Source organism: Sphingopyxis sp. (genome assembly GCF_034380315.1).
Lineage (GTDB): Bacteria > Pseudomonadota > Alphaproteobacteria > Sphingomonadales > Sphingomonadaceae > Sphingopyxis.
In genome coordinates this window covers 201,580-217,183 of the sequence record NZ_JAXMPB010000004.1, presented here as the reverse complement: position 1 = coordinate 217,183, position 15,604 = coordinate 201,580, and the positions used below count along the sequence as shown (strand labels likewise).

Below are 15,604 nucleotides of genomic sequence, written 5' to 3'. Positions count from 1 at the left end.
GTTTCGGAAGACCCCTTGCCGCGGCATCGCGATTAATTTGCCCGATCGCCGTGCAAATCTGTATCGACGCGCGCCTGTTCGATCCGGGCAGCGAGCGCGTCGGGGATGGCCATGTTGCGGAATGCGCTGATCCGGGCACGCCCGCTGTTGCCGATCGGCAAGCGGCCGGTCAGCGAACCGAGCGGCACAAGCATGAGGCGAAATGCCTGCCCGCCCGATTCGCGCCAATCGCCCTGCGACACGGCATAGCCAAGCATGCGCCAGTGCGAGGCAAGATGCGCATCCATATAGGGCTGCGCGACGATATGCTCCCATTCGAGCGCCTTCCAGGCCGCGGCCGAATCACCGATTCGCCGCGCATCGGCAAAAGCGCGGCGCTGTTCGTGCAAAATCGGATCAGCAGCAGCTCGCGGAAGCATGGTTTCGATCGTTGCGGCCATATTTTTTCTCCCTCCTCTTCGTCCCGCCCCCTCTTGCACCCTGTAGTAGCTACAGGGTCAAGCCTGCATGTGGCGGATGAACGACTGGACGATTCCGCCGCCCCGGCTGACCGGCGAGAAGAGAAAGCGGATGGGGTCGCGAACAACAGTCGGCCAATTTGCTTAAATATAGCTGGCCACGGCGATCCACTTTCTTGGATGATGTGACCCAAGAGATATGAACGTCCATCGCTCTGGTTTGCTATTATAGTGCATTATGATGCTTGCGATGAAGTAATCGCCAAGTGACATTTTGGAACGAAGGCCGAAATGTGATAACGTTACAGGGTGCTTGGGCCCACTGCCAAGTCGGCATGCGCCACCGCTAACCAACTTCTTCTTTCCAAAGGAGGGTTCCGATGCTAGGGGCGGGCTCAATGCGACGGGTGCTTCTCCTCTTGCTGACGATTTTTCTCGCATCGGGAACGATTGCGGGTTCGATCGCGCATGCGAATGAGGAACGTGCCGAAATGAGCCTGGCGGCAGTCGGGCTCGATCCGGGATGCATGTCGACGCCGGCTACCGATGCCGCCGAACCCGAGAAGAAATCCTCGGACGACCAGAAGCCGACCCCCGCCGCACCGCATGGCTGTCATGGTCATCATTCGGGTGTGCCCGCCGAAGCGCTCGCCGCTTCGAGCGAGATACCTGTTGGCCAGTCGCATGCGCAGATGATGGCGGCCGCCTTGCCGCCTGCCACCTTTTTAGGGACGTTCCGCCCTCCAATCGCCTGACGCTCTAGGTCTGCGCGCGCCCTTCGCGTGCGCCATTCCCTGGAAACGTCAGGAGTCCCCTTTTCATGAAGTATATATTCGCCGCCGCGTCTCTCGCGGCGCTTGTGGCCGCCGGCTATGGTGCGCCCGCTGCCGCGCAGGCACGGGATGCGGCCGTCGTAGGCCCCCCTTCCGAGACCGGCGAAGCCGTCAGGACGGGCCCTCTCCCCGCGCGGCTGTCGCTTGCACAGGCCATGGAGGAAGCCGATGCGCGTTCGCCGCGCGTTGTCGCCGCCCAGGCTGAAGTCGAGGCCGCACGCGGTCGCCAGCGCCAGGCCGGCTATCGCTACAACCCGACGCTCAACGTCGATGTCGAGAATTTTGCTGGCACCGGGCCCTATTCGGGGTTCAACGGCCTCGAAACGACGGTGTCGGTCAACCAGCGGATCGACGTCGGGGGCCGCCGCCGCGCGCGGATGACCCTCGCCGACGCCGAGTTCCTGGCCGCGAAATATCGCCTCGAGATTGCGCGCGCCGACCTCGCCTTCGACGTGCGCAACCAGTTCGCGACCGCGATCGCGGCACGCGACAATCTGGCGCTCGCCCGCGAGAATGAAGCCCGCGCCCGCGAACTCGTCCGCGTCGCGCAGGCGATGGTCGACACCGGCAACGAGCCGCCGCTTCGCGCCTTCCGCGCCAATGCGGCGCTCGTGCAGGCGACCGCCGAGCTCCGCACCGCCGAGGCCGAAGAGCTGACGGCACGGCGCTCGCTGGCCGCCTTGCTCGGCGCGACCGTGCCGCCCGCTGAACTCGCCGATGGCGATCTCGGCGTTGCGCCGACCTCGGCCGATGCGCTCGAGACGCTCGACGTCCGCCTCGCCGAAACCGAGAAGCTCATCGCCGAGGCTCGCCTTCAGGGTCAGCGCGCCGATGGCCGTCTCGATCCGTCGGTCGGCTTCGGGGTGCGCCAGCTTCGCGAAACCGGCGACCGCGCCCTGATCGCGAACGTCTCTGTCCCGCTTCCGGTCTTCGACCGCAACCGCGGCAATATCTCGGCCGCGAGGTCGGATGTCGCGGCGGCGATTGCCCGGCGCGAGAATGCGGTCGTCAATGCGCAGGCCGAGATTGCCAATGCGCAGGCCGAACTCGAAGCCTCCGAGGCCCGCCTCGCCGCGCTTGAGGGAAGCGGCATCGAGCAGGCGCGCGAAGGCGTCCGGCTCGCCGAACTCAGCTACCGCGCCGGCAAGTCGACGCTCGTCGAATATATCGACGCGCAGCAGGCTTATGCGACGACGCAGGCCGAGCTGATCGCGGCGCGGCAGGCGCGCGCGGAGGCCCGCGCGATCCTCGCGAGGCAGGCGGCCGCCGACGGCGACGCGGACCATCAGCCATGACCCGGCGGGCCCTTCCGATGGAGCGGGCCCCGCGCCCGGTCCCGGCTTTCATCAGCAACAGGCGCGCGGAGGCCTTCGCGCGAGCTGCCTCAATTTTCGGAGATAGAATATGATCACCAAGGACAAGCGTCTCCTCGGCACCGTCGCAGGGGCCATGGCGCTCGCAGCCGTCACCGGTTTCGGTGTCGCGCGCTGCACCGCCGATCCCGCCCCGGCGCCAGCTGCCGAAGGCGGCGAGGAAGCGGCGGCCGAAGCGGCCCCGAGCAGCCTCGTCATCACCCCCGAAGCGATCAAGGCCGCCGAGATCGGCGTCGAGACGATCGGAGCGGGCGGACTCGGCTCGGAAATCATCTCGCAGGCGACCGTCACCGCCGCGCCAAGCGGCGAAGCGATCGTCACCGCCCGCGCCGGCGGTGCGGTGACGCGCCTCTTCAAGCGGCTCGGCGATCCGGTCCGCGCCGGCGAGACGATCGCCATCGTCCAGAGCCGCGACGCCGCGCAGATCGCGGCCGAGCGGGTCGCGGCCGATGCGCGCTCGACGCTCGCGCAGAAGAATCTCCACCGCGAGAAGACCCTGCTCGACCAGAAGGTGTCGGCGCGCGTCGATTATGAGCGGGCGCAGGCCGAAGCGGCGGCCGCCGCCGCCGAAGCCCAGCGCGCCCGCGCCGCGGCAAGCGCCGCGCAGGTCACCCGCGACGGCAGCAGTGTGATCGTCGCGAGCCCGATCTCGGGGCGTATCACGTCCGAAGCCGCGAGCCTCGGTGCCTTCGTCCAGCCCGAAACCGAATTGTTCCGGGTGGCCGATCCCTCGAAGGTGCAGATCGAGGCCGCCGTTGGCCCCGCCGATGCCCAGCGCCTCAGCCCCGGCGACCGAGCGATCATCGAGCTGCCCGACGGGCAGACGATCGACGCGCGGGTGCGGGCAGTCACGCCCGGCCTTTCGGGCGACACCCGCTCGGCGACCGCCGTACTCGATGTGTCCGGGACGCTCCAGCCGGGTCTCGGTGTGCGCGTCCGCCTGCTTCCGAGCCGCGGCGCCGCGGTTGGTGGTCCTGCCCGCATGGTGATCTCCGACGAGGCGCTTCAAACGCTCGAAGGCCGCGACGTGGTCTTCGTGCGGACGAACAACGGCTTCCGCGCCCAGACGGTCACCGTCGGCCAGCGCAGCGCCGGCCGTGTCGAGATCCTCTCGGGTCTGAAGCCCGGCCAGATCGTCGCGACCAAGAACGCTTTCCTGCTCAAGGCCGAACTCGGCAAGGGCGCGGGCGAGGAGGAATAAGCCGTGATCGCGAAACTGATGGCGCTATCCGTCCGCGCGCGCTGGGCGGTGCTATTTCTCTTCCTCGTCGTCGCGGGCCTTGGGGTCTGGCAGCTCACCAAGCTGCCGATCGACGCGGTTCCCGACATCACCAACAAACAGGTCCAGATCAACACGATCGACCCGCGCCTGTCGCCGGTCGAAATCGAAAAGCTCGTCACCTATCCGGTCGAAATCTCGCTGGCCGGCATTCCGGGGCTCGAGACGACCCGTTCGATCTCGCGCAACGGTTTCAGCCAGGTGACGGCGATCTTCACCGATGACACCGACCTCTATTTCGCGCGCCAGCAGGTGGGCGAACGCCTCCTCCAGGCGGGTGAAAATCTGCCCGATGGCGTCACGCCGCAAATCGGGCCGGTGACAACGGGTCTCGGTGAAGTCGTCATGTATACCGTCGGCTACAAGAATCCCGACGGCAAGGGCGCGAAGAAGGTCGCGGGGCAACCCGGCTGGCAGCCCGACGGCAGCTATCTGACGGCCGAAGGCGACGTGCTCACCGACGAGGTGGCGAAGGCCGGCTACCTGCGCACCGTGCAGGATTGGATCGTCAGCCCGCAATTGAAGTCGGTCGGCGGCGTTGCCGGCGTCGACTCGATCGGCGGCTATGCCAAGACCTTCGTCGTCGAACCCGATCCGACACGCCTCACCAGCTACGGCATCTCCTACAGCGAACTGGGTGAAGCGCTCGAACGCGCCAACCTCGCAGTCGGTGCCAACTATTATAACCGGGCGGGCGAAGCCTATCTCGTGCGCGTCGATGCGCGCGTGCGTTCGGTCGACGAGATCCGCAACGCCGTCGTCGCGACGCGAGGCGGGGTTCCCGTTACCGTCGGGCAGCTCGCCAATGTGAAGATCGGCGGCGACCTGCGCACCGGTGCGGGGAGCATGAACGGCAAGGAGGCGGTCATCGGTACCGTGCTCATGCTGATCGGCCAGAACAGCCGCACGGTCGCGGAGGATGTGTCGGCGAAGATCGCGCAGATCTCGAAGACCCTTCCTCCCGGCGTCGAGGTGAAAATCGTTCTCGACCGCGCCAAGCTCGTCAACGCAACGGTCGGCACGGTGGAGAAGAATCTGACCGAAGGGGCCCTGCTCGTTGCGGCCGCGCTCTTCTTCCTGCTCGGCAACTGGCGCGCGGCGATCATCGCGGTGCTCGTCATTCCCTTCTCCTTCCTCATGATGGCGATGGGCATGAATGCCTTCCGCGTTCCCGGTAACCTGATGAGCCTCGGTGCGCTCGACTTCGGTCTGATCGTCGACGGGGCGGTGATCATCATCGAAAACTGTCTGGCGAGACTGGCGCACAGACAGGAACATGAAGGGCGATTGCTGTCGCTTCGAGAGCGTCTCGAAGAGACGATGCGCGCCAGCCAAGAGATGATCAAACCGACCGTCTTCGGCCAAGCAATCATCCTGCTCGCCTTCGCTCCGCTGCTGATGTTCACCGGCGTCGAGGGCAAGACCTTCTCGCCGATGGCCATCACCATCATGCTCGCGCTGGTCGCGGCGTTCATCCTCGCGATCACGCTCGTTCCCGCGCTCGTCGCCCTGATGATCCGCGGCAAGGTCGCCGAGAAGGAAGTCTGGGCGATCCGCAAGACCAAGGAACGCTATCTGCCCTTGCTCGACAAGGCGATCGCGCGTCCGTGGCCGTTCATCGGGGGCGGGCTTGCCTTCTTCCTGTTGGCGATCCCGGCCTTCGGTCTCCTCGGCTCGGAATTCATTCCGCAGCTCGACGAGAAGAATATGGCGCTCGCCTCGACGCGTGTCCCGTCGGTCAGCCTCGAACAGTCGCTTGCCATGCAGCGCAATGTCGAGGCCGCGATCACCAAGCTGCCCGAAGTCGAGCTGATGTTCTCGAAGACGGGTACCGCCGAGGTGGCGACCGACCCGATGCCGCCGAACATCTCGGATGGTTTCGTGATCCTCAAGCCGCAGGACCAGTGGCCGGCGGGTGTCGACAGCAAGGCCGATGTCGTGGAGCGGATCGAGAAGGCCTCAGGCGGCCAGCTCGGACAAATGTATGAAGTCAGCCAGCCGATCCAGCTTCGCTTCAACGAGCTGATCGCGGGCGTCCGCGGCGACGTGGCCATCAAGCTCTACGGCGACGACCTCGACAAGATGTCGCTGTCGGCTAACGAGATGGTGCGCGTCCTCCAGGGCATACCGGGAGCGGGCAGCGTCAAGGCCGACCAGGTCGGCGGCGCGCCGACGCTCGACGTGAAGCTCGATCGCAATGCGATCGCGCGTTACGGCCTCTCGGTCCAGGAAGTTGCCGACACGGTGTCGGCAGCGCTCGGCGGCCGAGAATCCGGCCTGCTCTATGAGGGAGACCGGCGCTTCGACATCACGGTTCGTGTCCCCGATGCGACCCGTGTCAATCTCGACGACATCCGCGCCATCCCCGTCCTGCTCCCGCAGGAAGGTGGCACGCGCGGTCAAATCCCGCTCGCGCAGGTCGCGCAGATCCGGCTGACCGAAGGGCTCAACCAGATCAGCCGCGAAAACGGCAAGCGGCGTGTCGTCGTGCAGGTGAACCTCGAAGGCCGCGATGCGGGCTCCTTCGTGGCCGAGGCGCAGCAGAAGATCGCGCAAGTGAAGCTTCCGGCAGGCTATTACCTCGAATGGGGCGGCCAGTTCGAAAGCCTTCAGGCGGCGTCGAAGCGGCTCTCGATCGTGGTGCCGCTCTGCTTCGCGGGCATCTTCATCCTGCTCTACATGGCGCTCGGCACCTTCGGGCGCGCGACCGCCGTGTTCCTCGCGGTGCCGCTCGGCCTCGCGGGCGGGGTGTTCACCCTCGCGCTCACCGGGATCAACTTCTCGGTGTCGGCGGCGGTGGGCTTCATCTGCCTTGCGGGTGTCGCGGTCCTCAACGGACTCGTCGTCATGACGGCGATCCGGGAACGGCTCGAGGATGGCATGCCCCTCGTCGAGGCGATCCGCGAGGGCATGACCGAGAAGATGCGCGCGGTGATCATGACCGGTTTCGTGCCCGCGATCGGCTTCGTGCCGATGGCGATCGCGACCGGCACAGGAGCCGAAGTGCAGAAGCCGCTCGCGACGACCGTCATCGGCGGTCTCATCGCGGCGACGATCCTGACGCTGCTGGTCCTGCCGGCGATCGCCAAGGTCGTGCTCGGCTCGAACTGGCAGCCGCCCTTCATGAAACGCAAGTCCGAACCGGCCGGCGAGCCGGTCACTGAATAGGAGAGGTTCATGCAAAAAGCGTCCAAGCTCTTGCGCGTCTATACCGACGAGTCCGCCTTCTTCGGCGACCAGCGCGTCTTCGAGTTCATCGCCGATCTCGCCCGCCAGCAAAAGCTGGCGGGGGTGACGGTCCTCGAAGCGGTGCTCGGCTTCGGCCGTTCGGCGCATCTCCATCGCAAGCATGCGCTGGAGAATGACCGGGCGGTGGTCATCGAGATCATCGACGAGGAAGGGAAGCTGCGCGAATTCGCCGCGCAGCTCGCGGAGATACCGGACATCGGGCTCATCACGCTCGAAGCGGTCGACATCCTCGGCGGCAAGTCCGCTGCGGAGCCTCCCGATGTTCAGAGCTGACCGGCGTCCACCCGGTCTGCACCGCGACGCAGGTACCCGGCCTGCGTCGCGGACTAACGCACGGTCGCGAGGAGCCTGCCCATGTTCTCGGTAGGCTCCTCCTTCCGGCTCCCGGTTCCGATCGGACGCGTCTGGCGCCTGCTCGTCGATATCGAACGCTATCGCGACTGGCATCCGACTTTGCGCTTTGCCGATCGTCCCGGCGACGACGAACGGGTGGATTATGTCTATGCGCCGCGAACGGGTCGGGGACCCGAACTCACCGGCGAGGGGACGATCATCAACCTCGACTGGCTCAAGGGCTTTGCCTGGCGGACCGGAATGCGCGGAGTGCTCGTCATCGAGGAAAGCTACCGGCTCGAAAAGCTGGGGCAAGGCGTCGAGGTCACGCACCTCGTCTCCTGCCGCGGCGTCTTTTCCTGGCTCGGCTACCCCTTCCTGAGACGCGCGTTCCGCATCTTCCTCAAGCGCTCGAATGATGCGCTTGAGCGTCACCTTCAAAAGAGCAGCGTGCAGACCCGCTACGCGGGCCGCAGCGGAATGCGCGGATGATTGTTCGAACACTTGGCCGCCAGGACTCCTTGGCTGTTGCCCTCACACCCCGGTCGAGGGTGGCCGGCGGTCAAGGAGGTGCGGGGGGAGGTCGCAGTTTCGCCCCCCGCACCTCATCCTTCGGGACGCCGGACTCTTGCCCGGTTCCGATCAAGAATAGCCACACGAAGAGGATTGCATAATGGCTGACCAGTTGAGGCTCGATATCCCCCTGCTTCTGCCCGAGGTTGACCGCGACGCTGATCAATGCGTCTCACGCCTGACGGCCGATCTCGAAGGACGAGACGGTGTCGACAAGGTCCATGTCATCCGGACCCGCGACGGCTCACCGCCACAGCTTTGCATCCATTATCGCCCTGACGTCCTGCCGCTTGAGCGGGTCCGCCAGCTCGCGCGTAGCGTCGGCGCCAATCTCACCGAGCAATATCAGCATCTTTTCTGGAGTGGCCTTGAAGGTGTCGGCCATGCGCGGCGCGCCCGGACCATCAGCGATCGGCTCCGCCAGCTTCCCGGCATCATCGAGGCCGAAGTCGGCGTCGCCGGCACGATCCGCGTCGAGTTCAAGCGCGCCGAAACCACCGTAGGCAAAATCAGAAAGGCACTGGCTGACATGGGCGTCTCGCAGAAATTCACAGCTTCCGCTGCCGCACGGGCCGCCAACGGGGCCGACCCAACGTCGGCAGAGCATGATCATGGTCCCGATCACAAACATGGGCCTGGCCACAAACATGGCGATCACAAGCCCGGCGACGACCACAAGCATGGCGAAGGCGACCATGGCCATGACCATGGCGGCATCTTCGGCGAGCGCACCGAGCTTATCTTCGCGCTGCTCTGCGGCCTCGTCCTCGGCATCGGCTTCGCGATCGAGAAGCTGGCGGCCGCGCCTGAATGGGTGCCGTTTGCCTTCTATATCGCCGCCTATGGCTTTGGCGGCTGGTTCACCGTCCGCGAGGCGATCGAAAATCTGAAGCTCAAGCGCTTCGAAATCGACACGCTGATGCTGGTCGCAGCCGCCGGCGCCGCGGCGCTCGGCGCGTGGGCCGAAGGCGCGCTTCTGCTCTTCCTCTTCAGCCTCGGCCATGCGCTCGAACATTATGCCATGGGCCGCGCCAAGCGCGCGATCGAGGCGCTCGCCGAACTCGCGCCGCAGACTGCCTTTGTGAAAGGCCCCGATGGCGCGACCCGCGAAGTCTCGGTCGAACTGCTCCAGATCGGCGATACCGTGGTGGTGAAGCCCAACGAACGCCTGCCTGCCGACGGCTTCGTCACTCTCGGCCGGACCGCGGTCAACCAGGCTCCGGTGACCGGCGAAAGCGTGCCCGTAGACAAGGAACCTGTCGCCGACCGCGCCGCAGCGGCCGCGAAGGCCGACACGCTCGACGCGAAATATCGCGTCTTCGCCGGCACGATCAACGGCTATGGCGCGATCGAGATCGCCGTCACCCGGCTCGCGGCCGACACGACGCTCGCCAAGGTCGTGAAGATGGTCAGCGAGGCGGAGACGCAGAAGTCGCCGACCCAGCGCTTCACTGACAAGTTCGAGCGCATCTTCGTGCCGAGCGTGCTGGCGCTGGTGTTCGTCCTGCTGTTCGCCTGGGTCGTCGTCGACGAACCCTTCCGCGACAGCTTCTACCGCGCGATGGCCGTGCTCGTTGCCGCCAGCCCCTGCGCGCTCGCGATCGCCACGCCGAGCGCGGTGCTCTCGGGTGTCGCGCGCGCGGCCAAGGGCGGCGTCCTCGTCAAGGGCGGCGGACCGCTCGAAAATCTCGGCTCGCTGACCGCGCTCGCCTTCGACAAGACCGGAACGCTGACCGAAGGCAAGCCGCGCATCACCGATGTCGTACCGGCGGCTGGCGTTCCCAAGGAAGAACTGCTGCGCATCGCGGTCGCGGTCGAGCGGCTCAGCGATCACCCGCTCGCCGCCGCTATTGCAAGCGATGGCGAGACGATGCTGACGTCGGCCCGCGTGCCGGTCGCCGAAGATCTCAACAGCCTTACCGGCCGCGGCGTGACCGCCAAAGTCGAGGGCGAGACGGTCTATATCGGCAAGGCCGAGATGTTCGGCGCCGACGGCATCGCGCCGATCGGGACGGAAGTTGCGAGCGCGATCGAGCGTTTGCGCGAACGGGGTCGGACCACCATGGCCGTGCGCATGGGCGACCGCGATCTTGGCGCAATCGGCCTCATGGATACGCCGCGCGAGGCGGCGCGCGACGCGATCTCCAAGCTTCGGGACCTTGGCATCGGCCGCATGATCATGATCTCGGGCGACCATCAGAAGGTCGCGGAATCGATCGCGGCCGAGGTCGGGATCGGCGAGGCCTGGGGCGACCTCATGCCCGACCAGAAGGTCGACGCCATCCGCGATCTCAAGGCCGAACAGCCGGTCGCGATGGTCGGTGACGGGGTGAATGACGCCCCGGCGATGGCCAGCGCCACGGTCGGCATCGCCATGGGCGCGGCCGGGTCCGACGTGGCGCTCGAAACCGCCGACGTCGCGCTGATGGCCGACGATCTCGCGCATCTGCCCTTCGCCATCGGCCTCAGCCGCCAGACCCGCCGGATCATCCGGCAGAATCTCGTGGTGAGCCTCGGGGTCGTCGCGGTGCTCGTCCCCGCGACGATCTTCGGGCTCGGCATCGGGCTCGCGGTCGCCGCGCATGAGGGATCGACCCTCGTCGTCGTCGCCAATGCGCTGCGCCTGCTCGCGTATCGCGACCGCAGCATGGCCTGAGCGAGCGGCGCGCGGTCGGGGGCCGAAGGCCGGAAAGGAGAGACGGAGCGATGAACTTCAAGAATATCTCGGCCTGGTCGATCCGGAACCCGATCCCGCCGCTCGTCCTCTTCTTCGGCCTGACGGTGGCCGGCATCCTCTCCTTCCTGATGATGGGGGTGCAGAGCGATCCCGACATCGATTTTCCGGGCGCGATCGTCATCATCAGCCAGCCCGGCGCTGCACCGACCGAGCTCGAGACGCAGGTCACCCAGCGCGTCGAGGCCGCCGTCCGCACCATCGAGGGGATCGACGAACTCAATTCGACGGTGACCGAAGGCCAGTCGCAAACCTTCGTCCAGCTCGCGATCGGCACGCCCATCGACCGCGCGGTGAACGATATCCGCGACAAGATCAGCCAGATTCGCAGCAATCTTCCGAACGGCATCCTCGAGCCCCAGGTGATCCGCCTGTCGACCTCGGGCAACACGCTCGCTTACTGGTCGGCGTCGGCGACCGACATGACGCTCGAAGAGCTGAGCTGGTATGTCGACAATGTCGTCGCCAAGCGCCTGATCGCGGTCGACGGAATGGGCGATGCCTATCGGCGCGGCGGTGTCAGCCGCGAAATCCGCGTCATCCTGAAGCCCGAGCGGATGCGCGCCTATGGCCTCACCGCCGCGGCTGTGAACACCCAGCTCGTCCAGCTCAACGTCAATGCGGCCGGCGGGCGGATGGAGGTCGCGGGGTCGGAGCAGGCGGTCCGCATCCTCGGCAATGCGAGCAGCGCCAATGCGCTCGGCGAAACCCTGATCTCGATCGGTACCAATCGCACCGTGCGGCTCGCCGATATTGCCGATGTGCGAGATCTTTATGCCGAGCAGCGCTCGGTCTCGAAACAGGGCGGCAAGCAGGTTCTGACCTTCGGCTTCGAACGCGCGAAAGGCGCCTCGGACGTCACCGTCTATGACGCGGCGGTCGCGGAGCTGCGCAAGCTCGAAAAGGAAAATCCCAAGGTCAAGTTCACCGAGCTCTTCAGCGACATCGAATATACCAAGGGCCAATATCATTCGGCGCTCAACGCGATGATCGAGGGCGCCGTCCTCGCGGTCGTCGTCGTCTTCCTCTTCCTGCGCGACTGGCGCGCGACGCTGATATCGGCGCTCGCGATCCCGCTCTCGGCGATCCCGACTTTCCTGTTCATGGATCTCATGGGCTTCACGCTCAACACGATGACACTGCTCGCGCTCAGCCTCGTGGCCGGCGTGCTCGTCGACGACGCGATCGTCGAGATCGAGAATATCGTGCGCCACATGCGAATGGGCAAATCGGCCTATCAGGCCTCGATCGACGCCGCCGACGAGATCGGGCTGGCCGTCCTCGCCACGACGATGACGATCGTCGCCGTGTTCCTCCCCGTCGGCCTCATGCCGGGCGTTGCGGGACAATATTTCAAGAATTTCGGGCTCACCGTCGTCGCCTCGGTGCTGATGAGCCTTGCCGTCGCGCGCATGATCACGCCGATGCTCGCGGCCTATTTCCTCTCGGCGCAGGGCCAGCAGAAGCATGGCGAGGGCCCGCTGATCGACGGCTATATGCGCCTCCTGCGCTGGAGCCTCGATACCGGCAAGGCCGATGCCGAACGCGCCAAGGGAGGGCGCCGCAAATGGCTCGCCTATCGCAAGGACAATCGCATCTGGGTGATGGGCATGGGAGCGGTCGCGCTGGTCCTCACAATCTTCAGCTTCTCGCTGCTCCCGATGACCTTCCAGCCCTCGATCGATTCCGATACCAGCCGCGTCGCCATCCAGCTTTCGCCGGGAACGACGCTCGAGCAGACCGAGGCCGTCGCCGATCAGGTCACCGAGCTCATGCAGCGCGACCCGCTCGTCGAATCCGTACTCTCACGCATCGATGTCGGCACCGCGACAGTCTATCTCAAGCTCCGCAAGGATCGCGAGATGACCTCGACCGAGTTCGAGAAGGATCGCGCGCCGGCCCTCGCCAAGGTTCCCGATGCGCGGATCAATTTCCAGTCGCAGCATGGCGGCGGCGGCGGCAGCAACCGCGACATCGCGATTACCCTCGGGAGCGACGATCCCAAAAAACTCGAAGACGTCGGGGCGCGGTTGCTTGCCCAGATGGCGAATGTGAAGGAAATCCGCTCACCCCGCGTCGAAGGCAATCTCCAGCGCCCCGAAATCGTGATCCGCCCGCGCTTCGCGCTCGCAGCGCAGCTCGGGGTTACGACCCAGGCGCTCAGCCAGTCTATCCGCGTCGCGACCCTCGGCGAAATCGACCAGAATAGCGCCAAATTCTCGCTTTCGGACCGGCAGATACCGGTTCGCGTCGCGCTTGCCGAAACCGCGCGCGAACGGCTCGACACGCTCCGCAACATGCCCGTTCCCACCCGGAACGGAGGCTCCGTGCCGCTCTCGGTGGTCGCCGAGATCGGCTTCGGGGCCGGCCCGACCCAGATCAATCGCACCAACCAGGTTCGCCAGCTCACCATCGGCGCCGACCTCGCGCCGGGTCTGGTGACGGGCCAGGCGATGGAGAAGATCGAGCAGCTTCCGGCGCTGAAGGAGCTTCCTGCCGGTGTCACCCGCCTCGTCCTCGGCAGCGCCAAATGGCAGGCCGAAATGCTCAAGAATTTCGCGATCGCGGTCGTGTCGGGCGTGTTCCTTGTCCTCGCTGTGCTCATCCTGCTCTATCGCAAGATCATCCCGCCCTTCGTGAACATGGGGTCGCTGCTGCTGGCGCCCCTGGGCGGCGCGATCGCGCTGCTCGTCACCGGCTATCCGCTGTCGCTCCCGGTTTTCATCGGTGTGCTGATGCTGCTCGGGATCGTCGGCAAGAACAGTATCCTTCTCGTCGATTTTGCGATCGAGGAGATGGCGCAGGGCGTTTCGCGTGACGCGGCGATCCTCGACGCTGGGCACAAGCGCGCGCAGCCGATCCTGATGACCACCGTCGCAATGGTCGCCGGCATGATCCCGACCGCGCTCTCACTGACCGGTGACGGCGCCTGGCGCGCACCGATGGCGGTGACCGTGATCGGTGGCCTCATCCTGTCGACGATGCTGACCCTCCTCATCGTGCCTGCGACCTTCAGCCTCGCGAGCGGCTTCGAGAGGAGAATGGGGCCCCGCCTTCGCCGCTGGTTCACGACCGGCGGCGCCCACGCCGATCCGCTGCCCGCGGCCGGCACAGACTGACAGACGCCGATCCGCGCTTGGGTCCGGGTCGGAGAAAGGAGCATCAAGTGGTCGACTTCGAGCGGGAGCGCATCCTCCCTTATTCGCCAGCACAAGTCTGGGCGGTTCTCGCGGATTTCGAGAACCACAAGATCTGGAACCCCTATACGCGCATTCAGGCTCTGCAGGAGGACCCGGTTTTGCTTCGCTACGAACTGCGGATGGACCCCCACAAGCCAAAGTTCGTCGAAGTTCCCGCAATCCTTCTCGCGGCCTATCCCGAGCGTTTGCTGACGATCGATGTGCGGCCGAACTTTTTGCTGAAGTTTGAAGAAAGCTACGCGCTCACGCCGACCGAAGGCGGAACGAAGCTTCATCACAGCTACTCGGTTCGCGGCTTTCTGGTCGGGCTCCGCTTGCCCGGCGTGCGCACAAGCTTCGAGAGGATGCTGGAATCGATCGACGGCATTCTCTTGAGCTGGCTCGACCGCAAATATAAGGGGTCGGCGCCCAAGGCGGTGCCGCCGAGCAAGCCGATCCCCCGGCCCAAACCCAAATATCGGGGCGGACGGCGATGACAACATTCCAGCTGCTCGCGCCGCGCAAATGGCGCCTGCTAGCCGCCGCGTGGATCGTCGCCCTCGCATCGAGCCTTGCCGTCCTCTTCATCGGGGAAGTCATGGGCCAGGCACCCTGCAACCTCTGCTGGTTCCAGCGCGCCTTCATGTTCCCGCTCGCGATCATCCTCGGCTTGGCGACCTTCCGCTCCGATCGGGGCGTCTTGCCTTATGCCGGGGCGCTCGCGCTCTTCGGCTGGCTCATCGCCTTCGCGCATCTCATTCTCTACGTGGGGATCATCCCGACGCCGATCCTCCCCTGTGGTGAAGGCCCCTCTTGTTCCGGGGAGAGCATGGCGATCGGCGGCATCCCGATTCCCCTGCTGTCGCTCGCCGCCTTCTCGCTCATCCTCACCCTGCTGTTGCTTTTCCAAAGGAGACTGAAATCATGAATAGACGTACCGGTGTCGTGGCCACCATCGCGCTCTCGGCGCTCGCCTTCGGCGGGGGCGTGCTGCTCTACAGCGGCTCGGTCGCCGGCGAACCCGCCCCGCAGGTCAAGGCCGTCCCCGCCGCCAATCTGGTGCGCCCGCATTCGGCCATCATCGGCCCCAAGAATGCGCCGGTGACGATCGTCGAATTCTTCGATCCGTCCTGCGAGGCCTGCCGGGCCTATTTCCCGCAAGTGAAGGCCATCCTCGCCGCCAATCCCAAGAATGTCCGGCTCGTGATGCGTTATCTGCCGCTTCATCCCGGCTCGGCCGAGGCCATCGTCATGCTCGAAGCAGCGCGCGCGCAGGGCAAGCTCGAACCCGTCATGGCCGCTATCCTCGAAGCCCAGCCCGACTGGCACGACGGCAAGATGGATGGCGCATGGGCGGCGGCCGAGAAGGCAGGCCTCGACGTGGCAAAGGCGCGCGCCATGTCCTCTGACCAGCCGATGGCCTGGATGGAGCAGGACATTGCCGATGCCCGTGCTCTTGGGGTTCGCGGCACGCCGACCTTCTTCGTCGACGGCAAGCCGCTCGACAGCTTCTCGCCCGAGCAGCTCGATGCACAGGTTCGTGCGGCGGTTGCTGCCAAGAAGAAGAAATGAGGCCGTGCCCGTCCGGCGCGA

At 65.8% G+C, this 15,604-nt stretch carries 12 protein-coding genes; 11 read left to right on the top strand and 1 reads right to left on the bottom strand.

The window, feature by feature from the left end; translation table 11 throughout:
* Positions 1-32: 32 nt before the first annotated feature.
* A complete protein-coding gene (locus tag U0S50_RS09190) occupies positions 33-440 on the bottom strand; it encodes a DUF3703 domain-containing protein (RefSeq protein ID WP_322308477.1) in 408 nt (135 codons plus the stop codon).
* A gap of 416 nt (positions 441-856) precedes the next feature.
* On the opposite strand from U0S50_RS09190, the gene U0S50_RS09185 reads away from it, so the two are divergent.
* From U0S50_RS09185 to U0S50_RS09135, 11 genes are all read left to right on the top strand, one after another.
* Positions 857-1,213, top strand: a complete 357-nt coding sequence (locus U0S50_RS09185) for a hypothetical protein (RefSeq protein ID WP_322308476.1) — start codon at positions 857-859, stop codon at positions 1,211-1,213.
* Between the two features lie 65 nt (positions 1,214-1,278).
* Positions 1,279-2,586, top strand: coding sequence for a TolC family protein (locus tag U0S50_RS09180; RefSeq protein ID WP_322308475.1), 1,308 nt, complete (start codon positions 1,279-1,281; stop codon positions 2,584-2,586).
* 109 nt (positions 2,587-2,695) lie between these two features.
* A complete protein-coding gene (locus tag U0S50_RS09175) occupies positions 2,696-3,865 on the top strand; it encodes an efflux RND transporter periplasmic adaptor subunit (RefSeq protein ID WP_322308474.1) in 1,170 nt (389 codons plus the stop codon).
* Between the two features lie 3 nt (positions 3,866-3,868).
* Complete coding sequence (locus U0S50_RS09170) at positions 3,869-7,111, top strand: CusA/CzcA family heavy metal efflux RND transporter (RefSeq protein ID WP_322308473.1); 3,243 nt, start codon at positions 3,869-3,871, stop codon at positions 7,109-7,111.
* 9 nt (positions 7,112-7,120) lie between these two features.
* Positions 7,121-7,465 carry a DUF190 domain-containing protein gene (locus U0S50_RS09165; RefSeq protein WP_322308472.1) on the top strand — a complete coding sequence of 115 codons (345 nt, stop codon included), beginning with the start codon at positions 7,121-7,123 and terminating at the stop codon, positions 7,463-7,465.
* An 81-nt stretch (positions 7,466-7,546) separates the two neighbouring features.
* Positions 7,547-8,017, top strand: coding sequence for an SRPBCC family protein (locus U0S50_RS09160; protein ID WP_322308471.1), 471 nt, complete (start codon positions 7,547-7,549; stop codon positions 8,015-8,017).
* Between the two features lie 181 nt (positions 8,018-8,198).
* Positions 8,199-10,754, top strand: coding sequence for a heavy metal translocating P-type ATPase (locus tag U0S50_RS09155; RefSeq protein ID WP_322308470.1), 2,556 nt, complete (start codon positions 8,199-8,201; stop codon positions 10,752-10,754).
* Between the two features lie 50 nt (positions 10,755-10,804).
* Complete coding sequence (locus U0S50_RS09150; protein WP_322308469.1) at positions 10,805-13,951, top strand: efflux RND transporter permease subunit; 3,147 nt, start codon at positions 10,805-10,807, stop codon at positions 13,949-13,951.
* Between the two features lie 47 nt (positions 13,952-13,998).
* Entirely contained in the window at positions 13,999-14,508 is a 510-nt protein-coding gene (locus U0S50_RS09145; protein ID WP_322308468.1) for an SRPBCC family protein, read from the top strand.
* Entirely contained in the window at positions 14,505-14,939 is a 435-nt protein-coding gene (locus tag U0S50_RS09140) for a disulfide bond formation protein B (protein WP_322308467.1), read from the top strand. The genes U0S50_RS09145 and U0S50_RS09140 overlap by 4 nt, the downstream gene beginning before the upstream one ends.
* Complete coding sequence (locus U0S50_RS09135; protein ID WP_322308466.1) at positions 14,936-15,583, top strand: DsbA family protein; 648 nt, start codon at positions 14,936-14,938, stop codon at positions 15,581-15,583. Before U0S50_RS09140 ends, U0S50_RS09135 begins: the two co-directional genes overlap by 4 nt.
* The last annotated feature ends 21 nt before the right edge of the window (positions 15,584-15,604 follow it).

What these genes read in the sequence shown, in the direction of transcription:
- U0S50_RS09160 (WP_322308471.1), top strand. Translation starts at nt 7,547, where the DNA reads ATGTTCTCGGTAGGCTCCTCCTTCCGGCTCCCGGTTCCGATCGGACGC.
- U0S50_RS09140 (WP_322308467.1), top strand. Translation starts at nt 14,505, where the DNA reads ATGACAACATTCCAGCTGCTCGCGCCGCGCAAATGGCGCCTGCTAGCC.
- U0S50_RS09150 (WP_322308469.1), top strand. Translation starts at nt 10,805, where the DNA reads ATGAACTTCAAGAATATCTCGGCCTGGTCGATCCGGAACCCGATCCCG.
- U0S50_RS09180 (WP_322308475.1), top strand. Translation starts at nt 1,279, where the DNA reads ATGAAGTATATATTCGCCGCCGCGTCTCTCGCGGCGCTTGTGGCCGCC.
- U0S50_RS09155 (WP_322308470.1), top strand. Translation starts at nt 8,199, where the DNA reads ATGGCTGACCAGTTGAGGCTCGATATCCCCCTGCTTCTGCCCGAGGTT.
- U0S50_RS09175 (WP_322308474.1), top strand. Translation starts at nt 2,696, where the DNA reads ATGATCACCAAGGACAAGCGTCTCCTCGGCACCGTCGCAGGGGCCATG.
- U0S50_RS09165 (WP_322308472.1), top strand. Translation starts at nt 7,121, where the DNA reads ATGCAAAAAGCGTCCAAGCTCTTGCGCGTCTATACCGACGAGTCCGCC.
- U0S50_RS09135 (WP_322308466.1), top strand. Translation starts at nt 14,936, where the DNA reads ATGAATAGACGTACCGGTGTCGTGGCCACCATCGCGCTCTCGGCGCTC.
- U0S50_RS09185 (WP_322308476.1), top strand. Translation starts at nt 857, where the DNA reads ATGCGACGGGTGCTTCTCCTCTTGCTGACGATTTTTCTCGCATCGGGA.
- U0S50_RS09190 (WP_322308477.1), bottom strand. Translation starts at nt 440, where the DNA reads ATGGCCGCAACGATCGAAACCATGCTTCCGCGAGCTGCTGCTGATCCG.